This is a genomic window from Enterococcus sp. 9D6_DIV0238 (genome assembly GCF_002174455.2).
Lineage (GTDB): Bacteria > Bacillota > Bacilli > Lactobacillales > Enterococcaceae > Enterococcus_L > Enterococcus_L dunnyi.
In genome coordinates this window covers 1,781,969-1,806,930 of record NZ_CP147246.1, presented here as the reverse complement: position 1 = coordinate 1,806,930, position 24,962 = coordinate 1,781,969, and the positions used below count along the sequence as shown (strand labels likewise).

Genomic DNA, 24,962 nt, shown 5'->3' with positions numbered 1-24,962 from the left:
AAATTCTTATGCTAAAATGAAAACAGAATGAATTGCGTATTTTAACAGAGAAGGGGAAAAAAATGAAAGCAGAGATCATTGCAGTTGGTACAGAGCTACTACTAGGACAAGTCGTGAATACGAATGCAACATTTTTATCAGAAGAATTAGCAGTTTTAGGGATCGAAGTCTATTATCATACTGTCGTAGGCGATAATCCGGTACGATTAGATGAGTTGTTGACACAGGCACAAGATCGGAGTGATTTAATTGTTTTATGCGGTGGATTAGGACCGACCGATGATGACTTGACGAAGGATACTGTTGCAGCTCACATCCACCACTCGTTGATTCAAGACGAGCAAGCATTGGAGCAGTTGAACGACTATTTTAGTTTTTCGAAAAATAAGATGACAGAGAATAATCTACGGCAAACCTTAATGATCGAAGGCGGCAGAGCGATTCAAAATCCCGCTGGATTAGCTGTAGGAACGCTAGTGACAGAAAATGATACGACATATTTACTTTTACCGGGACCTCCGAATGAATTGAAGCCGATGTTTAAGAAAAACGCCCGTCCTCTATTAGAAGAACTTTTTCCGCAGAAGGAAGAGTTACTATCAAGGGTTCTTAGATTCTATGGTATCGGTGAATCTCAGCTAGTCACAGAATTGAAAGAGTTGATCGATCATCAAAGTAACCCGACTATTGCTCCATATGCTAAGCCGAATGAAGTGACTTTACGTTTGACAGCAAAAGTGGCGGATCATGGAGAAGGAGAACTGCTGCTGGATCAGCTTGAAGCTAAGATTCTATCGCAAGTAGGGGACTACTTTTACGGTTATGGGGATGAGAATAGCTTGGTAGAAGTAACAGTCGAACAGCTAAAAAAAGCTGGGAAAACTGTCTCCGCAGCTGAAAGTTTAACGGCTGGACTTTTTCAAAGTACGCTAGGAGATGTTCCGGGAGTCTCCGAAGTTTTTAAAGGAGGATTTGTGACCTATTCTGAGCAGACGAAAGAGGCTTTCTTAGGGATCGATCCGATTTTATTAGAGAAGGAAGGGGTAGTGAGTGAATTCTGTGCCATTGCGATGGCTGAGCAAGCACGAATATTAAGTGGAGCTGACTTTGCTGTTTCATTTACTGGAGTCGCAGGACCTGACGAATTGGAAGGACATCCAGCTGGAACCGTTTGGATTGGATTGGCGGAAAAGGGCAAACCAACGATTGCAGAGCTTCAGCATTTTACCAGAGACAGACGGTACATCCGTCGAAGTGCTGTAATGAAAGGTTTGGATATGGTTCGCAGGGCTGTTGATAAGTAAAAATAAAAAAGGTGAACGTTTGTTCGTTTTTCTCTTGCTTTTTCTAAATAAACCAGTTATGATATATTTATTGAAAAGGAACTTAAATCGTTTATATATAAGGAGGATTATCGATTGGCAGATGATCGTAAAGTGGCCTTAGATGCCGCACTAAAAAAAATCGAAAAGAACTTTGGTAAAGGTTCAGTAATGAAATTAGGGGAGAAAGTAGACCAGCAGGTTTCTACGATTCCCAGCGGTTCATTAGCGTTAGACGTTGCATTAGGTGTCGGTGGCTATCCTCGCGGCCGGATCGTTGAAGTATACGGACCAGAGAGCTCAGGTAAGACGACTGTAGCACTGCATGCGATTGCTTCTGTACAAAAACAAGGCGGCACAGCTGCTTTTATCGATGCTGAACATGCTTTAGATCCGCAATATGCACAAAAATTAGGCGTAAATATCGATGAATTATTACTTTCACAACCAGATACTGGAGAGCAAGGATTGGAAATCGCGGATGCTTTAGTTTCCAGTGGCGCGATCGATATTGTTGTTATCGACTCAGTAGCGGCTCTTGTTCCTCGTGCGGAAATCGACGGGGAAATGGGTGCAAGTCACGTTGGTTTGCAGGCACGTTTGATGTCACAAGCATTGCGTAAGCTTTCAGGCTCTATCAACAAGACGAAGACGATTGCTATTTTCATCAACCAAATCCGTGAAAAAGTCGGAGTGATGTTTGGTAATCCTGAAACGACTCCTGGCGGCCGTGCGTTGAAATTCTATGCGACTGTTCGTCTGGAAGTAAGACGTGCGGAACAATTGAAGCAAGGAACAGATATCGTTGGTAACCGTACGAAAATAAAAGTAGTCAAGAATAAAGTTGCACCACCATTCAAGGTGGCTGAAGTTGATATCATGTATGGTCAAGGGATTTCTCAAGAAGGTGAACTTCTTGATATGGCTGTTGAAAAAGATATCATAGACAAGAGCGGCGCATGGTACAGCTACAAAGAAGAACGTATCGGACAAGGCCGTGAGAATGTGAAAGTCTATATGCTTGAGCATCCAGAAATGGTTGAAGAAGTCTCTAAGCGTGTACGTGATGCTTATGGTATCGGCGACGGTACAGCCGTTGTTGAAGTAGAAGAAGGTCAAGAAGAATTACCGCTTGATGAAGAATAGAAACTAGAAAAAAACAAACTGTAAAAGAGCTGTGATTGCTTTTTTACAGTTTGTTTTTTTCCCTTAGCTAATTTCTTGATTGGAACAAAGCTCTTTCGATTAGGAAAGGGCTTTTTTAAGTTGACACACTGGTGCACAAACATTAGAATAAAGTTGTGTATAACTACACGTATGCAAGTAGGCATATTGATAATTGATTATGGTTTATCAGAAAACTACATGAATATTGAAAATTTGAAGATAGTACGGAGGTGGAAACAATGGGTTTACAAATTCTCCTCGCTATCGTCGGTTTAATTGTCGGTCTGGGTTTAGGGTTAGTCGTTGCAAAATCGCGTCATGAAAAGGCTATAGATGGTGCAAAGTCTTCTGCTGCAGGCATTATTGAAAGTGCCAATAAAGAAGCGGAAACTCTGAAAAAGGAAGCTTTATTAGAAGCTAAGGAAGAAAACCAGAAGTATCGGTCAGAAATTGAAAGTGAGTTGAAAGAAAGCAAATTAGAACTGAAATCTCAAGAAAATCGTTTATTACAAAGAGAGCAAAACTTAGATAGAAAAGATGACTCTCTTGAAAAACGTGAAAACTCACTGGAAGAAAAAGAAGAGAAACTTGGTGCTAGACAGCAATTAATTGATGAGCGAGAAAAAGATGTAGAAGAACTAGTTGAAAAGCAACACCAAGAAATAGAACGTATTGCTTCACTATCGAAAGATGAAGCAAAAGATATCATCATGAAATCTACCGAAGAAGAGCTAAGTCATGAATTAACTGTTATGGTTAAGGAATCAGAGCAACGTGCGAAAGAAGAGTCTGATCGTAAAGCTAAAAACTTACTTTCATTAGCGATTCAACGTTGTGCAGCTGACTCGGTTTCTGAAACCACAGTTTCTGTGGTTAGTTTACCAAATGATGAGATGAAAGGTAGGATCATTGGTCGTGAAGGCCGTAATATTCGTACCTTAGAAACGTTGACAGGAATTGATTTGATTATCGATGATACACCAGAAGCAGTGGTGCTGTCAGGGTTTGATCCAATCAGAAGAGAGATTGCTCGGATGACCTTGGAGAAATTGATTCAAGATGGACGAATTCACCCAGCTCGTATTGAAGAAATGGTTGAAAAGTCACGTAAAGAAATGGATGAACGAATTCGTGAATACGGAGAGCAGGCTGCCTTTGAAGTTGGGGCGCATACACTTCATCCGGACTTGATCAAAATTTTAGGTCGTTTACGTTTCCGTACAAGTTACGGACAAAACGTATTGAACCACTCGATCGAAGTGGCTAAATTAACTGGTGTATTGGCGGCAGAGATCGGTGAAGATGTCCAATTAGCGAAACGTGCAGGTTTGCTGCATGATATCGGTAAAGCGTTGGATCACGAAATCGAAGGATCTCACGTAGAGATCGGTGCAGAGTTAGCTGCTAAGTATAAAGAAAATGCGACGGTTATCAATGCGATTGCATCTCATCATGGCGATGTGGAAGCAACGTCAGTCATTTCTGTTTTAGTAGCGGCTGCAGATGCATTGTCAGCTGCTAGACCAGGAGCTCGTAGTGAATCTATGGAAAACTATATCCGCCGCCTAGAAAACTTAGAAAATATTTCTAATGGATTTGAAGGTGTTGAATCTAGTTTTGCTGTACAAGCTGGTCGTGAAGTGCGAGTAATGGTCAAACCAGATGAAATCAATGATTTAGAAGCTGTACGCTTAGTGCGGGATATTCGTAAGAAAATCGAAGATGATCTAGATTATCCGGGTCATATCAAAGTGACGGTCATCCGTGAAACGCGTGCAGTAGATTACGCAAAATAAAAAAAGAACAGAAACAGCCAGCGCTTATAAGCAGGCTGTTTCTTTTTGTGTCTTCCCCTAATTTTTTTCAAGTACATAAAATGGCTTTTTGGCTATATTTTCACCCTTTTTTTGTAAAATAAATGAGAAAAAATTCAGGATATTTTTACTAAACTAGCCGCAGTGTTTTAATTGCTATAAGCCTATTACTTTGCTATATTCTTTATAGAATTTTATTAAAACTGGGGGTTTTTTACTATGCAATTAAAGAAAAGCGCTTTTCTAGGTTTAGTTGCTTTATCAAGTATTACATTAGCTGCTTGCGGCGGAGGCTCAAAAAATGCCGATGGTGGTGTAAGCGGAGAAGAAAAGGTATTTCGTTTAGTTGAGAGACAAGAAATGCCTAGTGCAGATCCTTCATTAGCAACGGACGAAGTAAGTTTTGTCGCATTGAATAATGTGTATGAAGGAATTTACCGCTTAGATAAAGACAGCAAGCCACAACCAGCTGGGGCTGCTGAAAAAGCAGAAGTTAGTGAAGATGGACTAACATATAAGATCAAATTAAGAGAAGATGCGAAATGGACAGATGACAAACCTGTAAAAGCTGAAGACTATGTATATGGCTGGCAAAGAACGGTTGATCCAGCAACTGGTTCAGAATATGCTTACATGTTTAACTCTGTAAAAAATGCTGAAAAAATCTCCAAAGGCGAAATGAAAAAAGAAGAACTTGGAATCAAAGCAATTGGTGATTATGAACTGGAAATCACATTAGAACAAGCTACTCCATTTTTTGACTATCTATTAGCATTCCCATCATTTTTACCGCAAAGACAAGATATCGTTGAAAAATATGGTAAAGATTATACAACTGATAGCGATAAAGCAGTGTATAACGGACCATTTACTTTGACTGATTTTGACGGACCTGGAACAGATACAAATTGGTCTTATACAAAAAATGACAAATACTGGGATAAAGACACAGTCAAGTTAGACAAAGTAACGATCGATGTCGTAAAAGAAGCACCGACATCATTGAACTTATTCCAAGACGGTCAAGCAGATGATGTACCATTGTCAGGTGAATTAGCGCAACAAATGAAGAGTGATCCAAACTTCATTACCTTAAAAGCCGCATCGACATTCTATCTTGAACCGAACCAAATTGAAGAAAATTCACCATATCGCAATGCAAATCTGCGTAAAGCTTTATCTTATGCAATCGATCGTAAAGCATTAGTGGATCAAATTTTAGCAAACGGTTCTACTGTCCCAGAAGGTCTAGTACCTGCAGGCTTAGCTGCTGATCCAAAAACAGATGAAGACTTTGCCAAAGAATCTGGAAATGATATTGTCTACGATGTTGACAAAGCAAAAGAATCGTGGAAAAAAGCCAAAGATGAATTAGGTATTTCTACGTTATCTGTTGATTTATTGATCGATGATACTGATAATGCGAAGAAAATGGCTGAATATCTACAAGGTTCATTATCTGAAACCTTAGATGGCTTAAAAGTGTCTGTCAGCCCTGTACCATTTTCTGTACGATTAGATCGCTCAAATAAAGGAGACTTTGAAATTGCAGTGAGTGCATGGGGAGCGGATTATGCAGATCCAAGCAGCTTCTTAGATTTATTTGTTACAGGAAATGCCTATAATAGAGGACATTATTCAAATTCTGAATATGATAAATTAGTGAATAGCGCTGCGACAACAAATGCAAACAATCCAGAAGCACGTTGGCAAGATCTGTTAAACGCTGAAAAAACGATCATGGATGATAAGGGCGTTATCCCATTGTATCAAAAAGCAGAAGCACGCTTACGTTCTGAAAAAATCAAAGATGTTGTGTACCATTCAACTGGAGCAAAATATGATTTCAAATGGGCATATATTGAAGAGTAATCACTTGAATTGAATGTTTGAGACAAGAGAATAAAACAAAAGTCGCTTAAGTTCGAGTGACTGGAGTAATGGGACTGGGACATAACTCTACGAGTTACGTCCCAGTCCTTTTTAAAACGATTAAACGGTGGAAGCAGAAGTAACTCCTTCGGAAATAAGTTGAAATTCACAAAAATTTGAAAAATAATTTTCGTGAATTCCCTCTTATTTCTTGGAGTTGAACACTTCTGTTCCATCCTCGTTGTAAAATTGACGAAAAATCTGACTTTTGGCTAGTACCTATTAAGAATTGGCATTCTGGACTTTAGCTGTTGCATATCAATGAAGTCATGTGAACGGATTTAGTTGTATTAGAGTCAGAAAATTAAAAAACGAATGATATTCATTAAATATTTATAAAAAAGATAAAAAAATAATATTTTTATGTTTGAATTATCTTATTATGAAAAAAGTGAAATTTATAATAGGGAGATCGATCATGAAAAAGACAATGCTTAGTTTATTTATTCTAATTTCAGCAATTTTTTTGTTACCTTCACACAGTGAGGCTGCACAACTCAATTTTTATGACATTGTGACGCTTAATGCGCAGGAACAGGCAAAGATTATCAAAGAAAAGCCAACTGTAAGCGGCGAATACGGACAATACAATCTGATTTATGAAAAGAATGTCGATACGACTAGTGTCAGTTCCAATGCTACAGGTACATCAAATAAAGCGAATGATCAAGGAACGACGACTAAAACAACAAAGCAAGCGAATTTGCCTAAAGCTGGGGAAAACAGACAATTTCAACTAGTGCTATTTGGGACGGGCTTCATTTTGATTAGCTTTTTTATTTTATATAAATATAGAAAATATTCAAAGTTATTATTGATTGTTATCATTCCGATGGCATTTGGTCCATCTCCTATGAAAGCTTTGGCTGCAGAAGCCTCGCTCATTCCATCTGAGAAGCTGGAATTGTCTGAGGGAGAAGCTAAAATGATTGAGCCTAAGGCTATTGAAGGATATACATATGTCGGCTATTATCCATCAGAAAAAGTGGTTCTGCCAGCTGGGGAATCTAAAATAACTGTATTGTATGTGGATGAGAATAGTCAGGAGATCCATTCACCGCAAGTGCTTTTTGGGAAAATAGGAGAAAGTTATGATGTTTCAACAGAACAATACAAATTAGCGATACCTGGGTATGTACTGAATCAAATGAAATTGCCGCCGAATGCAGTTGGGACTATCAAGGAACAGGAACAAACGGTCGTTTATGAATATCAAAAGGAATTAGCTCAAAAAGGTCGAGTCACAGTTCACTACTTAGACATGAATGGTCAGGAGATTCAGCCGAAAGAGCATTTAAGTGGTGAAATAGGACAGACATTTCAGATAGAAACGAAAGAGATTTCGGGATTTTTATTCGATCATGCTGAGGGTGATTTAGAAGGAACTTTTGGAGAAACTGAAAAGGACATCCAACTATATTACACGGATGAAGTAACGGTCAATATACATTATATCGATAAATGGACGAAGCAGCCGTTGACGCTGAATTCAATCACACCCTATGCAGATTATTTAAGACCGGATATTTCTGATATCGATGGTTACTATTATACTAACTCATATAATGGCAAAACATATGCACAAGGAGAAACAGCATCTGAAGACCAGCTGACAGTCAAAGTAGGGGCAAGTTATACTTTGCCGAAAGAAATCAGATTTTTGATAACTAAACCAACTGGGGAAACGATGAACACACTTAATTTTCCTAAGCCTATTGAGGATTTAGGCTGGGCCGTTGCCATCGATAGTTACTCGAACTTCTTGTATTTCCAAGAAAAACCAGAATATATACCTGCTAATTACACAGGAGTAGCGGATCAAGCAACAATTGATGTTACGTATGAAGTAACATTTATTCCAACGGTAATTCCAGCCCCTTGATTATGATAAAGAGAGAGGTTGAGACAGAAGTGTCTAATCCCGAGAAATAAGCTAGAATTCACGAAAATTGTTTTCCAAATTTTTGTAAATTCTAGCTTATTTCCGACCTTCAAAGCTTAGGGCTTTAGCCCTTAGCATTTGATGAGATCGGAGTGCAACGTAGTGGGATTGCTTCTGCTCTCACCGTTTATCCGGATTCCAGGTGTCTGGGATTTGACTCACAGAGTTTTGTCCCGCTTTTTAAACGCGAATAAACGGTGAGAAAAAAACAGCTCCTTCGGAAAGAAACACGTTTATCTCAGTCTCTTTTGAATAAAGAAATGGAACGATTTTGCGTTGCCTTGTCGAATAGGTCAATATATAGAATAGCCATTGTTTCATTTTTATCGAGATCGAGCAGAACCAAACAGGAAAATACCCGAAAAACTTCGCAAAAGTTCGCCGTAGTGCGATTCTTGTTTATGACCAGGCGAGATATTTGGTAATTTTGGCGGTACGTTGATAAGCTGTGAGGGAACGCCATTCTTCTTTTTTCGGTAAACGAATACGACTTCCTGTGGTTCATCTTTAAACTCACCTTCCTGTGAATGAGCAGGAGTTACTAGTTCCCAAAGTTGACGATCTGCGCCCTTGGCATAATAGACGATAGTTGTCGGCTGAATGACTAATAAAGAAATCAATAAGATAATTAGAAAGTAGATCCTAAAAGAGCGTATTTTTTTCATTTTCTTTCTCCCTCAATTCAATGACGATATCAGCAAATTTAGCCCAGTCAGATGGTGTCGGAGGCTGTTTCCAGACGATTTGCTGACAAGTTGCTTTTCTTAGGCGGTAGTCGGATAGAACGATCTGCGTATCATTATTAAACCTTGTTTGCACAGCAATATTTAAATCGCGGAAGCGTTGTAGGCTCTGACAAATATATTCTGTGTAAGCTGCGCCGTGAGAAAAATCAATATAAATATTGATCGGTTTTCCAAGCTGAACAGGTTCTAGTACAGAAAGCACAGTAAACATTATGTCGTAATAAAGCTTTGCTTGATCATTTTTAGATAGTTCTAGAGATGAAAGAAAATGCTCTTTACGAATAAATCGCAAAATCAATCTATGTAAGGAAGAATATACTTCAGCAAAATAGCGATAAGCTGCTGTATCAACAAAAGTCGTATAGCTTTGTCTAAAAATAGACAAGCAAAGTAATTTTTTTAAGAACGAATCATACAATTCCTTTTTTTGAAGCTCTTTAACTGGAAAGTGTAACGTTAGGCTAGTCAACAGCTCTTGAGCTGTGCTTTGTGTCTGACTAAACAGTTCTTTATTGAATTGTAGATCGAGCTCAAGCATTTCTGAAACAAATAAGAAGGTCAACAAGTAATGACTTTCCTTGAAAACTTCGGATGTAAGATCGGCTGCTGGTGCTAAAGCTTGCTCGATCGTCCTCAGTTGACGATGATACATTTGTTGAGTCGTCTCACTAACTGCACAAAGATTTTCATTTATGATATGTCTATTTTTGATTCTAAGCTGTATGATGTGAATGAATAATGATAGCTTCTGTTTTTGAAAGAAAGTTAAGTCTAAGCTGAAATAAGAAATTAAAAGATTCAGTAATTGCTTTGCGTCACTTCTGCTTTCGGTGGAAAAAGGGTATCTTTCGCCAAAATAAAAATAAGAAATAATATCGAAAATGATCGATCGGACATGCATCTCTGGTCCGATCATTTTATTTTTTTTGATCACTATTTTTTCTTGCTTTAAACAATTCAATACTTTGGTTCGTATTTGATAAAGCGTTGTTTTGGCAATATGCTGTTCTTCCTGAAACTTGTTTAATGTTTTTTCTTCGATCAATACTTCAATAAAAAAACGGAATTTCAGTGAACGTTGGGCATAGATATGTTGTGTTTTTTGAATCGTATCATTTGAGATAGGATGATAAGTCAATTCATCGTAAAGCTCATCAGAAAGCCCTAATTCTGGACAATCCTGATTCAATTCTTTCAAATATTTTTCCAATAAAAATTTGGATAATCCTGTTAATTCTATCAGTCGTTTCTGTGTCAGGTATTGGTCATTGTAAGACTGTAACGTCATAAGAACCTTGAGCCTGTCATGGTCTTCGTCCTCTAAAAAGTCTAAGTACTCCATATGTTTTCTCCTAGCGTATTATAACGATTATTCTGTTAGTGCAGCTAACGGCCATTCTATTTTGAATGGTGTATTTTTTTTGCAGTGACTTTATAGGTTTCTCCGATTTTTCCAGTCAGAGTGTTTGGTTTAGCTATTTCATTGCCATTCTCATCGACAAATTTGACGGTTACAGAACCTACACCGTCTCTAGACTTGTTCGTTTTACGTTCACTTTTTTTAGAAGGTACCGATTTTGGCTCTCTAAAACTTGCTAAAGTGTCTGGTAGGGAAGAGAGATTCTGAGAATCCACGGTCCGTTCATTTGTATTTTCTATGTGAGGAGAAGTGCTTCCTGAAACAACAACAGGAGAAGTAATCAAATCGATCAATTCATTAGCTATAGAAGTTTGTGTCGGATCTGCAGCAGTAGGTACATCGGCGTTATTGCTATCTGGCATATTTGGCAACTCATTTTTTTTATAGATATATCGGATCGTTTGAGCTTGTTTAGTGAATGTTCCTTCAGTAGGTCCAATTTGTTGTATCAATTGATAATGGTCTATTTGCTTAGACTGCGTCTGATAGGAAGCGCCTATTTTTCCACTTAAGGTTTCAGAAGGTGCAATGGGTTGTTCATCTTCATCTGTGTATAAAACTGTGACATCTGCACCAGATGCTTTTTCATAAACAAAGGTCATTTCCTGAGCGGCTTGGGTAAATGTTCCTTCTGTTGTTTCTGGGCTCGAAAATAAAATCCAGTCAGTCAATTCCTTAGGCTGTGCAGTGAATGGTTCACCGACGTTTCCAGATAAAACGACCGGATCAGCAAGTTCCGCCCCTTTTTGGTCATGAAAATTGATCGTGACCAAGCCTCTAAGAATTGGATCGTCAATGATCGAAAAGGTCTGTAGATAGGTCCCAGAAGAAATCGAATAAAAATTAAAGTTCGCCGGTGTAGCATAGCTTCCAACGGGATTGTTGATCCGGGCATTATAGTACATGGTCGCTAGATTGTTGTACTCATCTTTTTGAACATTTAAAACAGTAATGCCATTTTCTGTAACCTGTAGGCGATTTGAAGGTAGTTGGATATCGTTCAATTTAAGGATCATTTCACTAGCGGAAGTTGAAAGTGAAAATGGCGGTAAATACCCATCAAAATTTTTTAGGCGGCTTGGCATCAAAGAAAAGGGAATAAAAATAGTTTCCTCTTCAGGTGTATAAACCAGTTCTGAACGTGTAAGAGTCATAACGGGATCCATTCTTCCGATATTTTGACCAAAAGCTGCCAAATCATTTAATGCAGGAAAATCATTGATGACGGTAAAATCTGTCACACCGCAAAATTGAATAGAGATCGATCGTAATTTAGGTAAGACTTTTAACGGTTCGATCGTCGTGATCCCCATATTTGAATCTAGATAAAGGCGTTCCAATTGTGCGAACTGTGTCAACTTAGGGAAAACCTCATTGGTCAGTTGAGCAGAACTTGCAGATATGCGAATGATGCCGCTGCTTTTTTTTAGGTCTGGAAAATTAGCAGAAGTCAGGTTTTTACCACTTAAATCAACGAACTTAAGCGAAGATAGCTGCTCTAACGGACTAAAATCTACGACATTACTTGATCCTAAGAAGAAGTCTGCTAAATTCACTGCATACTCTAACCCTGACAAGCTATTGATTTGAGCTGAGATATCTGCAGGAATGTATAAAGAGACCAAAGTCGCTAATTCCTGCTGTGTCAACGTACTTCCGGCAGGCTTGCCCAACGTGGCTAGAATGAATTCTTTTAAAGACGGATCTGGAATAAGCTCTTGTGTCAAAGGAGCAGACTGAGTGATCGTTTGTAATAAGCTATCTGCTTTAGGAGAGTTATCAGTTGCTTGTTCTCTATTTTCAATAGCTGAATCAACTGCAATGACTTCAGTAGCACTATTGTTTAAAAGGTAGAGACTTAAGCATAATGCTGAAGGCAAAATTGCACGTTTAAAAGTATTCAATAGTAAAGCACCTCGATATAAATAATAAAATAATATGTTATGAAAAATAAAAAAATATGTAATTGAAAGAATTTCGAACATTAGAAAAGAAATATTCGTTTGAAATATCTTTTTAAACTGATAGAAGTATCTTTTATAAAAGAAATCCATTAATATAATACACTTTTTAATAAAAAGCATCTAGATGAATTCCTACTTTTTTTCTTTATTTTTTCAAAAGTTCAAAAAAATCGCGGAAAATTCGGAAAAAAGAGGAAAAAAGCGAATGAGCTGTCATTGTTTTTTACTTGGATTTGAAAGAATATTAGTAAAGTGAAAGATAAATAAATATCATTTTTATTTGAAATCGAATAGAGATGAACAGATATATTTTTAATTTCACTAGAAAAATATAAATAGGAGAAGAAATGATGAAGGTAGGAATATTGGATACTGAAAAAATAATCAGTAGAGAATTTATTACTGGTCCAACCTCTACACACCTCCTTGAAGGAAAAGAGATAGTAGAGGAAAAAGATTTGAAAGGGATCGATGCATTACTGATCTGTAAAAATCAACAGTTTGGCATCCGTGAAATCTGTGAATGGGTCATTAAAATCAAAACACATGAGAGTGTACCTATTTGGGTAGCGACTACCGAAAAACAATTAGGGGAGAAAAGCATCTATTTACAGCTAGGTGTCTGCGGCATATTTGAAAAAGATTATACAGTTGAAGAAATCGATCTGTCGATCGGTAATAGTTTACAGGCAATGAAGCAAAATAAAAATACGCAAGATGAAACATACTCAGGAAAGTCCTTTATATTAGACCCTTTAAGACTGAGCTTATCTATTGGGAAAAATAACGTCCCTTTAACTAGACTGGAATATTGTTTATTAGAGGTTCTTTATGAAAACAAAGGAGAAGTTTGTACATATAAAATGCTTGCGGAAGCTTTGTTAGGCAAAGAAATGCTTGCTGATTTTGATTTGGCGCAGAGCAGGATAGCCAATATCGTGTGTAAAGTCCGAGCAAAAATTGCTCAGACGAATCGAGGAAAACAGGATTTGATCAAAACGATTCGATCAAGAGGGTATATGTTGACTCTATCCGCATAAAGAAAAAGGGTTCAACCATGGAGAGGGGGTGATACATGTAGTTTGGGGACCGATCATAAAAGATGAATTCCTACTCAAAGTAAACAGCAGTCAAATGGAAAAAGAATGTCAGTCAAAACAGTCGTTAAAAGTAGAGCATGCTCACTTCATATATGGAAGGTGTGCTCAGGAAATGTGGAGGGGAGGCAACGATGAAAAAATTGATTTGGTCTAGTATGTGTATGCTGTTCTTATTTATTCCATTTTTTGGAACGATTGCGCAAGCCTCTGGAAAGACACAAGCTGACGTTACTTTTACACAAGGAGAACAGCCTAAAAAACCGATCATTGATAAAATCATCAATTCGGATGACAAAGGAATACTGCCACACACTGGAGAACAACTAAGTTTATATTTATTAGTCATTGGGATTTGTCTTTTAAGTTGTATTATCTACTTAAAAATGAAAAACACACGAAAGAAGGAACAAGAATGAAAAACAAAGTAATCGCAAGCTTATTATTGAGCGGGCTCGTTTTGAGCTGCTCAGCCACAGGCGTTTATGCAGAAGAAAGCACAGCAAAAACAAAAGCTGAAACAGAATTTACTGCAGGAGATCGTCCTGATCCATCAAAACCAGAGGAAGGGCCTAAAGACCCAAGTCCGCTGGATCCAGATCCGGATCCGGAAGATCCATCAAAGCCTAAGCCACTGCCTGAAGTAAGCAATGTTTATGTGACTCATTTACCAGATATTTCATTTGGTTCAAATAAAACGAATTTAAAAACAACAGAATATGAAGCATTGACTGAAAAACGTACTAGAAATCAGGGCGCTGAAGCTTTTTATATGCCCCACTCAGTACAAGTTGCGGACTTATCTGGAAATAGCGCTACAAAATGGAAGCTAAGTGTACACCAAGATGACATATTCAAAACAAAAGATAGTACACCTCAAAAATTAACGAATACCCGCATTCGTATCTATGGAAATACACTAACAAGTACTGCTTATGCAGCAAGTGATCTGACAGATAAAGTTGCAGGAGTAGCAATGGATACAACAGACGAATTTGGTTCATTCTCAACGATTCCTGTTGTAGGTGACACTCAGGGTGAATTGGTTGTTTTAGAAAATAAAACAGAAGGATTTACGTTGAATTCCTATACATCTTCTGTATTTGCTGACAGCTACACAGAAGAAAATTACGATTCAGCAAAAACACCTTCTGCTGAACGTTATGAAGGGATCAAACTAAATGTACCAGCGAGTGATCAGTCACAGGCTAAAGCTTATTCAACAAACTTGACCTGGACATTGACAGTAGAACCATAAAAAAGCAACAAAGATCACTTGTCATCAGAAGAAAAGGAGCAGAAAAAATGAAAACAACTAAAATTTTAGGTCTAAGTTTAATTGCGGTGGGAGTGTTGGGCTTTTCAGTATCAGCTTCTGCAGAAACTGGCGCCGTAAAAACAGATGGGAAAGCATCATTTGTTCCCCAATCAGGAGATATCAATACGATCAAACCGGGAACTGACGAAAAAATCGATATGGTTGATGGGAATAATGAACGTGTAACGGTAGAGAATGTTCAACTAATGCACGTACCAGATTTTGATTTTGGAAACAATGAAACAAGCGTCGATACAAAAAATTATGATGCGATTTATGAGCATTACCAAAAATCAGGAGATACTACTAAATATTCCATCCCGCATTTTGTTCAAGTCGGTGACGTTTCAGGGGTTCAAGGAACAGCATGGACAGTCACAGTAGAACAAGATTCATTATTTAAAGAAACTGGAGGCCATTCCTTGAAAGCTTCTAGAATCAATGTTTATAACCAAACATTGACAAATAATGTCCAAACAAGTGTGGCGGATGTTGTGACAGGGTTGACGATTCCAAGTGATTCTGCAGTCCAAATTCCTGTAAAAGGGTCAGATACAACTGGAGCAATCGCGGTATTGACATCAAAGGCTGGTAAAACTGACCAAACCACAACAAATGGAACGATCAGTTCTGTTGTTTTCCAAAAAGAGTATGACGAGTCAAATTACGGCAAGACAGATTCGCCAGCGCTAACGGATAAAAATGCGGATGTCAAACTGAATGTTCCGCAAAGCGATGGGGTACAAGCGAAGTCTTACAGCGCTAAACTAAACTGGACATTAACAGTAGAACCATAAATGTAGTGTGTGATTGGGGTCGGATAGTTACCATCGGGTCTAAATGAATTGAAGCGAAATGAAACGGTAGGAAAAATCATTTAGAAACAATCGTATTTTACCGACCTCGATTTTGTTAGAAAGGATAAAATTATGAGAGTAAAAAACCAATCAGCGTACTTGTTTTTTCAAGTCATGTTTTTTTTAAGCCTGACTTTTCTAGTGTCGTTTTCTCCAGCATATGGAGCAGAAGTGCCGATTTCCGTTAAAGCGATTTTACCGGACAACCAGATCGCCAAAGATGCAGGTTACTATGATTTGAAAGTCAAACAAGGAGAAAAGCAAGAGCTTTCTTTTCAACTGTATAACCAAGGAGAAAAAGATGCAACAGTCAACATAGAGATCAATCCTGCTTACACTGGAGATGGGGGTTCATTTGTTTATACAGAGGATGATACAAACAAAGATTCTTCCCTAAAATTTCCCCTATCCAGTATTGCTGCATCAGAGCAGACGGTCAGTATTCCGGCAAAGGGCACGACTGTGACAAAAGTGAAGCTGGAAATTCCTGAGGAGCCTTTTGAAGGGTTGATTCTTGGAGCGATTCGTGTCACCAGCGCAGATACGAAGGAACAGGAAACGGGCGAGTCAAAACAGGGGTTTAATATCTCGAATAATTTTGCCTATTCAGTCGCAATTCAGTTAAGGGAATCTGATGATCTGCCCAAATCAGAGCTGAAGATCAAGAAAGTATTTGCCTCTCAAGTTGCTGGACGTAATACAGTCAAAATCAATTTACAAAATCCAACAGCGACGATCATCGACAACGTATCTTATGAAGCCTCTGTCAGTAAAAAAGGCGACAGCACGCCACTTCATGAAATAAAAGTGAAAGGCTATCGCGTTGCGCCGAACACCAATTATAATATCCCGATAAGTTGGGAAAATCAGCCGTTTGCGGCTGGCACATATACCGCTAAGGTAAAAGCGAAATCAGAAGATACAGGACAAGAGTGGACATTTGATCAAGAATTTGTGATCAGTGCTAAAGAAGCAAGAGAGTTAAATGAGCAAGCAGTTGATTTAGAAAAAGACTATTTACTATATGTGATCATCGGTGCTGCAGCATTTGTTTTATTAGTGATCATTTTGATCATCGTCTTGGTCATCTTATCTAAGAAAAAGAAAAAACGTAAGGCAGCAGCAAAACGGGCACGACAAAAAAAGCGTAAAAAAGGAAAAGAACATGACAAACGACCAACCAATGACAAACGAAAACAACGACCAACAAATGGAGCCGCTTCTGGAAAATCAGGAAGAGCTAAACGAAAATAAGCACTATCCATTGGCTTTTTATGTGACGCTTTGTTTGCTTATTCTTGTAGTGATTGCTGGAGGTTTCGCAGGCTATCTCTGTTACCCGTTTACTGCAAAGATCGAGGGCCATTGGGCATCAACTGATGAAACACTGAAGTTGAGAAGTACAGGTCGGTCATGGGAGCTGACGATTCCAAATTATCAGCAAAACAAAGGCTTGTCTTTGCTATACGCAGGTACTTGGAAGGCTTCTGGCATCAACACGTATGAGGGTGACCAAGTGAAATTATTGATGAAAATAAACAAGGCTGATTTTTCTAAAGAGGAACTTGATAAGCTGAAAAAAAAATCAGATATATATATAGTTTCTAAACAAACAGATAAAGAGCTCACATTACAATATACACAAAAGGGGATTCAAAAAATTCAATCACAGGCTGATTTAAATAAAGTTGTGCATGTGACATTGGAAAATATTCACTGGGATAAAAAACAAGAAAAACTATTTTTAAACAGTAGCTATTTTTCAAATGAACGGATTGAATTTGCATATGTAAAATGAAAATAAACAAGGGTTGTTGTTATTTATCGAACGAAATGAGAGGAGTGAACCATTGAAATAGCTATTATTTCAATACTTAACATGAAAAACAAAAAGTATATTCTCTCTTTGATGGTTTTAGGGGTTAGTTTAATAATGAGCTTTATTTTAATGACCTCCTTAAGTGCAAAAAATAAGCTTCAAGCACAAGAAATAAAAGCAACAAGAGCAATCACAGACAATATTTTTCAAAGTGTCAAAATCATCGTTCCAGCAGAAAAAAACCGAGTGATGAAACAAGAAGACTACCTGAAAAATAATTCAGAAGTAAAAGTAACGATGAATTTCAAGTTCACCAATAAGGATTATAAAGTCGGTGATACATTTGAAACTACATTACCGCAAGGATTTACTTATTCAGCGGTAATTGAAGGTGAATTAAGTGATACGGCGGTATACAAGATCGATCCAACGACCAGAAAACTGACATTGACTATGGTCAAAGACGTACAGTCAGCTGAATATAATTTAGATTTAGTGACACGGATCAATTTTGATACCTCGCTAAATTCAAAACAAGAGATGCCCTTTGAAACACAAACACCAACAATTTATATCTTTCATCTCTATGTGAAAGATAGCAGTCAATATTTATATGGTAAGACATTCGATAAAGAAGACAATGAGGTCAGCCTGATGCCTGATTGGGGCGGTAAATTTCCTGAAATGAATGTCAATTATATGCATGTCGATTTATCTCAAAATATGCTTCAGGTAGACTGGGGTCAAAAATTGCTCCCAAGTTACTGGACGGATGGCTATGTCAATACGACACATGACCTTAATTCTTACAAATTTTACACGTATGAAACAACGATCAATGGGGATCGAATCGGCGAGAAAAAGGAACTAAAGATCGGTGAAGATTTTACTGTTGTCCCTAAAACAGCTGGTTCTGCTCAGTTGAAGTTCAACGAACGCTTTCATGAAGCACTAGAAGTATCTGGAGGTGAAGTGACCTTTGACTATACTGGCTTCAACCCGATTTCAAACGGGAAAACAGGCTCTGTTTCAATGGCAATCTCTTTTTGGATCTATCAAGGAGAAACAACAAGCAATTTTCTTTCTCTAAGTAGATACTATTTAAACTTTAGAGTCGTTGAATTAGGCTATCTGGGCTTAGGAACGATCATCTATGACGCAAATGTCAAAGATAATGAACGAATCGTTAAAACACCGATCTATATCAATGGAACCAATCAATCGTTGAAAAAAGGGGACAGCTTTACCTTGACGAATGAAGGTGATCCGGCATTAGTGGCAATTGACACCAAGTTAGCTCAAGAGTATAAGGTAACATTCAATGCGAATGGGTCGATCGTTGAAGGGACTAAAAAGGGGATCAGTAACTGGGAAATCACTAGTGATGTCTTTGGGCAAATCACATTGACGTATTTAGGTGAAGATACAACAGATACATTTGGATTAGATATTTATGTGGGGATGGACGAAACAGTAAAGAATCCTTACAATAGTCGCTTTGTTCTTTCAGGAAATGGTTATCAAACTAGTGGAGGAACAACATTTAAAGGCCAAGACAATAATGTAAAAACAGGAACCTTCAATACAGATAAAAGTGTGATCAATTGGACTGCAACCGTCAATTCTCTGTATCAAGAAGTCACTAAAATCACAGATACTTTTGGAAATGGCGTTAAAGCTGGAACACTAAACAATCTGAAGATCACCTCTGTTCCCTTTGGGAAAAGTCTGATACAAAAAGAGTTAGTCGAAGGAACCGACTATGAGTTAGTGACTAAACCAGATTCTTTTGAGATCAAATTTTTGAAAACGATCAAAGAAAAATTGACGATTACTTACAGTACGGAAGTCGATTTACTGACGGTGGATAAATTGTACTCACGTGCAACGAACACGATCACTCCAAAGCTTAAATTTGCTTCTTCAGATGAAAAAGAATTTCCTACAGTAGGTTATGCGTATGTACCAAGCTATCTTATTACAAATGCGCCATTTTTGCTTAGTAAAAATAATTCAAATTCAATGACAGAACTCTTAAAAGAACAACCAGTAAATCAAGTGAAGCTATTGATCAATCCTGGAGGAGCCAAAGTGTCTAATAATGAGATAGTAGCCAATTTTAAAAGCTTGGACGTAACTATTTTAGATGGAAAATTTTCGGTCAATACCGTGAAACAATTTTCTACGACTGACTATAACAACTTACTATTGGGAGAAGAGCTTTCTTCTGACAATGAAGAGTATCCAGAGTTGAAAATAGAGGACGGCCAACTGGTTATAAAAAATAAAAAATTGACGAAACCGATCATTGTTAGTTTTACTTTTGCTAAAAATAACTACTATAATGTTGCTGGTGATGCTGTAAAACTTTCCCAAACAAATGAAAATACTGATCCTGTCAATCAAACATCATGGCTGTATTTCAATAATCGACTGCCGGCTAGCTTTACCTTTGCTACGAGCCAATCTTATGCAAATATTGCAGAAGCAACATTGACGATCAAAAAAAATAATGGGTTTGCTTTGATAAAAGGAACACAAGTCACAATTGCCTCGATGGTACCGGCAAATGAAATGAGGGAATTGCCGAGTCTGAGAGAAGTCACTGATGGAGGTGGCAATCCTCTGCCAGCATCGACAGTTTCAATAGGCGGAGGCGGTTATTCTAATTGGTATGTAAACATCAACGATGACCAACTTAAAAACGGATTGATCGTAAAAACGACATGGAGTTTCAATACGAGTGGAACCAAAAACTATTCTGGTGGAGGAGCTACACATCCATTTACGAACTATAATAATAATGTTACGACACAAGGTTATATGTCAAACTACTGGTCAGGAAAATTCGATATCGATAACTCTGGTGCTGGCGGCGGTGGAAATCTGATTTTGAAGGATATGACGATCAATACAGTTGACTCTGTCACGAACAAGCCGGTCGCAGGTGCGACTTATGAAGTCATCGATAAGAATGGCAAGCTTGTAGATACGGTCACGACGAACGCTAATGGTCAAATCGTTTTAAAAGACTATGTCGTAACGAATTATACATTGAAAGAAATCAAAGCACCGGACGGTTATTTATCAAATGAAGAATACGGCGAGCCTGGAAAAGAGATCGTCCTGTCACCGACACAGGAAAACAAATTGACGATTCCCTACGTCAAAGAAGGTAAAATCGTGGTTCATTTTACGTATCAGGATGGGACGGATATCGAAACGGTCACGCCGATAACGATTGCAGGCGGTAATGGTTCAACGATCGATTTAAAAGAACAAAAAGAAGTGAAAGAGCAGCTGGCAAAAATGAATACAGAAAGTGCAGATTATCGTTTCTTGAATTTTGATCAAGGAAAAGTCACAGGAACAGAAGAAGCAGCTGTATTTCCTTATGACAGTGAAGCGGTCTACTATAAATATGAAGGACTGCTGACTTTGACAGTTCCTGATTTATTGACCTTTGAAACAGGATTCGTTTCGCCGTTTGAACAGGTACTTGCCTATGATAGTACAGATGATTTTGAAGTAGCGTTAAGAGATAATCGGCAAATCACTAGTAGCGGGTCGACCAGTGCAGCTAAGACTAGAGGGAATATTCGGTTGAACGCGTTCTTATCAAAAGAATTTACGACAGCTGGAAATAAAGTGTTGAAAGATGCACGACTGATTTATCAAAACGGTACAAACAATATCATCTTGAACGGTACCGGTGGTGAACTGGTGAATAACAAGCAAGACACTAACGATAAAGCGAAAAAAGAGTTCAATTTTATCTTAGATAAAGCTGAAAATAAGAATCAAGGATTTAAATTGGAGGTTCCGGCGAAAGGAACATTAGCTGAAGAATACACAGGTGAAGTGACCTGGGAAATCATTCAAGAACCATAGACTTGTTCATAGATTGGACAGTATACAAAAATAGAGACGAAGCATCGGCAGATAACTTCGCCTCTATTTTTAGTATCTTACATGAAATGCTTAAGCTAACCCTAACATTCGTAGCAAGGTATAGGCTAATTCAAATGTAATACCAAGTGCATTTTGAACGATATCAACAATACTTAATCCCAAATGCATCCAATCTCCATACATCGCACTTTGAACAACTGCACGAATCGAGTCGAATAATCCCTGTAATGCCATTCTCTCTCCTCCCTTCATAAAACAGTATATAGATAGTACTTTTTGTTATACATCTGTTTTTTATAAGAAGAGGACGAAAAAGAGAGAAAAAGTTGGCAAAACAGGGTCATAATCGGATAAAATTCAGTAAACTGAAGAAATCATCTTTATTATCCTTGAGATTGCATAAAAATATCGCTGACTTCTCTATTTAGAAAACTGGCGATACTAAACGCTAAAGAGTCAGAAGGTTTATATCTGCCCTTTTCAATACTTTGAATCGTTTGGATCGAAACATTGACTTGATCTGCAAGTTCTTCTTGTGTGATATCACAGGTACTGCGGACTTCTTGTAGCTTGTTTGGGTTTTTACTGTTTTTTCTCATGGACTCTCCCTCTTTTTAAAGTATAAAATAAGAAATGCATTACTTATGATCGTAATAGAAGAAGACATAACATTAAGAATTTTGATCAAAGGGATCCCTTGCTCCAAAAGATGATCGTTTCTTCATATACATATCAAAGTATACCAAATATCTTCCCTTTAGTAATAATATCAAATATCCAAAATATTATAAATAGTTTATCAATAGTTTTTGTATAAAAACAAAAAGTGTATTTAGAGTTGATTTTAGTTTTTAGCTTTAATTGAGAATTTCAAATTTTTATGAAGAAAGTTGTCTGTGATACTGCTTAGATAGAAAATAGTGAATAAGTCCTTTTATTCCAATTTAAAAACCTCTATAATGAGACATAGAAATCAAAAGAGAAGAGGAAATTTTTTGCGTATATTATTTATAGGCGACGTTGTTGGTTCAATGGGGCGTGAGGCGATCAGCACTTATTTACCTAAACTAAAGAAAAAATACCGTCCGCAAGTAACGATTGCGAATGGAGAAAATGCTGCATCTGGTCGAGGGATCACTGGGAAAATCTATAAAAAGTTTTTACAAGATGGTGTAGATGTGGTGACTTTAGGCAATCATACGTGGGATAATAAGGATATTTTCGAGTTTATCGATGAGGCAAAAAAGATGATCCGTCCAGCCAATTTCCCAGAAGGTACCCCAGGACAAGGAATGGTTTTCGTGAAGGTCAATCAGCTTGAGTTAGCAGTGATCAATATGCAGGCTCGAGTGTTTATGGCAGATATCGATGATCCGTTCCGTAAAGCAGAAGAATTAGTCTCAGCAGCACGCAAAAGAACACCGTTGATCTTTGTTGATTTTCATGGAGAAACAACCAGTGAAAAACAAGCTATGAGCTGGTTTTTAGACGGAAAAGTCAGTGCTGTTATAGGCACACATACACATGTACAAACGAATGATGCACGTATTCTTCCGGCAGGAACCGCTTTTTTAAGTGATGTTGGTATGACAGGTCCTTATGATGGCATTTTAGGTATGAAGCGTGGACCGGTCATTGAAAAATTCTTAACAGCATTACCAAAACGATTTGAAGTCGTTGAAGAAGGACGCAGTATTTTATCAGCATGTATCATTGATATTGATGATCAAACAGGGCAAGCAAAAAAAATCGAGCCGATACAAATCAGTGAAGATCGTCCATTTGAAGAATAATTAAATTAAGATAGAGCCGAGCGACTGTTACATGGATGTGACAAAGAAAGTCGCTCTTTTTTTGTCTGTTCTTTCTTGAGCGTTTTTGCACAAGAGTAACGCAAAGTATTCTATAATAACAGAGAAGCATTTGAACGGAAAAAATAGATGATCATAAGGAGACTACGATGCGAAATTCTTTCATGGGAAAAAAAGAGCGGATGAAATTTGAGTTATTCAAGGCAATTGTTTTCGCAAAGAATGGGCTAAGCTTCAATGAATTACTGGACACCTATCATCTGACCAAGAGTACCCTCAGCCGATATATACATGATTTAGCAGCAGAGGTAGAGGATGCCTTTGAGGATAACGTTCACTTGATCCAAAATAGTCATACGGGTACCTATCAGATTCAGACTGAAAAAACGTTTAGTATTGGCTATTTGATCGATTATATCCATCTATTTTATGTTCAAAAAAGCGGAATATTTTTCTTGTTGGATACCTTACTGAAAAAAAATTATCCATCGATCGATGCAATGGCGCTGGATATGCATATGAGCAGCTCATCAGTGTATAAACAATTGCGGGTGTTAAAGGAAATGCTGATTCCCTTTGGCGGAAAAATTTCGTTTGAAGAGATATCCAGTCCGTTAATAGGAAATGAAATCGGTGTACGATTATTTAGTTTTTATTCCTATTGGTCTGTCTTTAAATCTACGACGTTTGATAATAAAAATTATCCTGAAGCGTGGTTGGAGACCAAAGACTTTGAACACTATTTTGACCATGCAGACTCTTTATCAGAATCTCAGCAGGCCAAATTACGATTTATCCAACTGATCACCCTTAGAAGGGCACTTTGGCAAAAGAATTATGTCGCTCTTTCGGAAGAGTTTTTAGCAGATATTGCTTACTTTGATAATAAAGAACTGGAAATATTGCCGATATTGAAACAGCATGTCTCAACAGAACAATACCACAAAGAACGGGCATTATTGCTGTTTGCAACTAGAGGCTTGATCTACAATTTAGATTCGCCTGAGACAAGAAAGAAAATCGTGGAAGCTTACCAACGCTCATCACTTGAAATTGCTAAACATACCACGAAGTTGATCGAGGAAATAAGAATAGAATTTGACTTAAACTATTCAGAGGAAGGTTACACGATATTTTATTTTTATTTGCTTATATTGCTTATTTATATCAAGCATATCACGATTGATATTTCTGGTTATTATCGAAATGATCTTTCATTTCATTCTATGATCGACTATGATGAGAAAAATGTGGAGACATTTCAGAAAATCACCACGATCATTCAGCGTCAAGAGTTTTATCCAAAGATCAAAAAGCAAGCACTCAATGGTGTAATATCGATTCTGACCTTGACGCTTTATTCAGGGATCTACCTAAACAAAAAGGCTGGCAGTTTACTGATCTGTGTGATTTTTAATAATAATTTGATTTTGGCTGAAGGAATCAAGAAGATTATTCTAGATGTTTATAATCATGAGCGGATTATATTTACTAGCGATGTACTGGCAGCAGATTTGGTCATTTCAGATTCTTATGAAAACATTGATCCAAAAACAGAGCACTTTTACTTTGACGAACAGCTAAACCCTGAGCAATGGGGAAAAATGATCGATATGATCAACCAAATTTTTTACAGGGAATTATTTCTAAGCCTATGATATACAAAAAAACATACTAGAATCAGATGATCAGGCAGATAAAACTGCTTTTTCATCATGGTTCTAGTATTTTTTTTGAAATTGAAACAAACTGTTTCAAAAATATACAGCCACTTTCTGAAAAAAAATGTATTATTTCATATGTGAATGAATGCTTGTGTTTTTATGCACATTATTAGAGAT

At 37.6% G+C, this 24,962-nt stretch carries 19 protein-coding genes and 1 pseudogene; 14 read left to right on the top strand and 6 right to left on the bottom strand.

Annotated elements, in window-relative coordinates:
* The first annotated feature begins 62 nt into the window (after positions 1-62).
* The 4 genes from A5889_RS08445 (at position 63) to A5889_RS08430 (ending at position 6,175) form a co-directional block, all read left to right on the top strand.
* Positions 63-1,304 (top strand): competence/damage-inducible protein A, encoded by a 1,242-nt coding sequence (locus A5889_RS08445; RefSeq protein ID WP_087640539.1) that lies wholly within the window; start codon positions 63-65, stop codon positions 1,302-1,304.
* 114 nt (positions 1,305-1,418) lie between these two features.
* Entirely contained in the window at positions 1,419-2,468 is a 1,050-nt protein-coding gene (gene recA, locus A5889_RS08440; RefSeq protein ID WP_087640540.1) for a recombinase RecA, read from the top strand.
* 260 nt (positions 2,469-2,728) lie between these two features.
* Entirely contained in the window at positions 2,729-4,285 is a 1,557-nt protein-coding gene (gene rny / locus A5889_RS08435) for a ribonuclease Y (RefSeq protein ID WP_087640541.1), read from the top strand.
* 237 nt (positions 4,286-4,522) lie between these two features.
* Positions 4,523-6,175, top strand: coding sequence for a peptide ABC transporter substrate-binding protein (locus A5889_RS08430; RefSeq protein ID WP_087640542.1), 1,653 nt, complete (start codon positions 4,523-4,525; stop codon positions 6,173-6,175).
* A gap of 116 nt (positions 6,176-6,291) precedes the next feature.
* Here the strand turns inward: A5889_RS08430 and A5889_RS08425 are convergent.
* Positions 6,292-6,411 (bottom strand): annotated as a pseudogene (locus tag A5889_RS08425) (DUF3788 domain-containing protein); the annotation flags it as partial.
* 242 nt (positions 6,412-6,653) lie between these two features.
* Here A5889_RS08425 and A5889_RS08420 point away from each other — a divergent pair.
* A complete protein-coding gene (locus tag A5889_RS08420; RefSeq protein WP_087640543.1) occupies positions 6,654-8,117 on the top strand; it encodes a MucBP domain-containing protein in 1,464 nt (487 codons plus the stop codon).
* Positions 8,118-8,500: 383 nt separating this feature from the next.
* Here the strand turns inward: A5889_RS08420 and A5889_RS08415 are convergent, their stop codons facing one another.
* From A5889_RS08415 to A5889_RS08405, 3 genes are read right to left on the bottom strand one after another with little or no spacing between them, the layout of a single operon-like run.
* On the bottom strand, positions 8,501-8,842 hold the full coding sequence (locus tag A5889_RS08415) for a hypothetical protein (RefSeq protein WP_087640544.1): 342 nt from the start codon (positions 8,840-8,842) through the stop codon (positions 8,501-8,503).
* Positions 8,820-10,265: a helix-turn-helix domain-containing protein gene (locus A5889_RS08410; RefSeq protein WP_087640545.1), complete on the bottom strand. Its 1,446-nt coding sequence runs from the start codon at positions 10,263-10,265 to the stop codon at positions 8,820-8,822. The genes A5889_RS08415 and A5889_RS08410 overlap by 23 nt, the downstream gene beginning before the upstream one ends.
* Before the next feature lie 56 nt (positions 10,266-10,321).
* A complete protein-coding gene (locus tag A5889_RS08405) occupies positions 10,322-12,247 on the bottom strand; it encodes a MucBP domain-containing protein (protein WP_176372811.1) in 1,926 nt (641 codons plus the stop codon).
* 410 nt (positions 12,248-12,657) lie between these two features.
* On the opposite strand from A5889_RS08405, the gene A5889_RS08400 reads away from it, so the two are divergent.
* The 7 genes from A5889_RS08400 to A5889_RS08370 all read left to right on the top strand — a co-directional run bounded on the left by A5889_RS08400 (position 12,658) and on the right by A5889_RS08370 (position 21,289).
* Positions 12,658-13,347, top strand: a complete 690-nt coding sequence (locus A5889_RS08400; protein WP_176372812.1) for a response regulator transcription factor — start codon at positions 12,658-12,660, stop codon at positions 13,345-13,347.
* Between the two features lie 191 nt (positions 13,348-13,538).
* Entirely contained in the window at positions 13,539-13,823 is a 285-nt protein-coding gene (locus A5889_RS08395) for an LPXTG cell wall anchor domain-containing protein (RefSeq protein ID WP_176372813.1), read from the top strand.
* On the top strand, positions 13,820-14,662 hold the full coding sequence (locus A5889_RS08390) for a WxL domain-containing protein (protein WP_087640549.1): 843 nt from the start codon (positions 13,820-13,822) through the stop codon (positions 14,660-14,662). Before A5889_RS08395 ends, A5889_RS08390 begins: the two co-directional genes overlap by 4 nt.
* A 47-nt stretch (positions 14,663-14,709) precedes the next feature.
* A complete protein-coding gene (locus A5889_RS08385) occupies positions 14,710-15,519 on the top strand; it encodes a WxL domain-containing protein (RefSeq protein WP_087640550.1) in 810 nt (269 codons plus the stop codon).
* Positions 15,520-15,651: 132 nt separating this feature from the next.
* Positions 15,652-16,833 carry a DUF916 and DUF3324 domain-containing protein gene (locus A5889_RS08380; protein ID WP_087640551.1) on the top strand — a complete coding sequence of 394 codons (1,182 nt, stop codon included), beginning with the start codon at positions 15,652-15,654 and terminating at the stop codon, positions 16,831-16,833.
* Complete coding sequence (locus tag A5889_RS08375) at positions 16,745-17,377, top strand: hypothetical protein (protein WP_140405330.1); 633 nt, start codon at positions 16,745-16,747, stop codon at positions 17,375-17,377. Before A5889_RS08380 ends, A5889_RS08375 begins: the two co-directional genes overlap by 89 nt.
* Before the next feature lie 135 nt (positions 17,378-17,512).
* Complete coding sequence (locus A5889_RS08370; RefSeq protein ID WP_087640553.1) at positions 17,513-21,289, top strand: SpaA isopeptide-forming pilin-related protein; 3,777 nt, start codon at positions 17,513-17,515, stop codon at positions 21,287-21,289.
* 90 nt (positions 21,290-21,379) lie between these two features.
* Here A5889_RS08370 and A5889_RS08365 read toward each other — a convergent pair whose 3' ends face one another.
* Both A5889_RS08365 and A5889_RS08360 read right to left on the bottom strand, forming a co-directional pair.
* Positions 21,380-21,544 (bottom strand): beta-class phenol-soluble modulin, encoded by a 165-nt coding sequence (locus A5889_RS08365; protein WP_176372814.1) that lies wholly within the window; start codon positions 21,542-21,544, stop codon positions 21,380-21,382.
* Between the two features lie 149 nt (positions 21,545-21,693).
* Complete coding sequence (locus tag A5889_RS08360; RefSeq protein WP_087640555.1) at positions 21,694-21,909, bottom strand: helix-turn-helix transcriptional regulator; 216 nt, start codon at positions 21,907-21,909, stop codon at positions 21,694-21,696.
* A gap of 396 nt (positions 21,910-22,305) precedes the next feature.
* Between A5889_RS08360 and A5889_RS08355 the strand changes: the two genes are divergently transcribed.
* Together A5889_RS08355 and A5889_RS08350 are read left to right on the top strand one after the other, a co-directional pair.
* On the top strand, positions 22,306-23,103 hold the full coding sequence (locus tag A5889_RS08355) for a TIGR00282 family metallophosphoesterase (protein WP_087640556.1): 798 nt from the start codon (positions 22,306-22,308) through the stop codon (positions 23,101-23,103).
* Between the two features lie 167 nt (positions 23,104-23,270).
* A complete protein-coding gene (locus A5889_RS08350) occupies positions 23,271-24,779 on the top strand; it encodes a helix-turn-helix domain-containing protein (protein ID WP_087640557.1) in 1,509 nt (502 codons plus the stop codon).
* Positions 24,780-24,962: the final 183 nt, after the last annotated feature.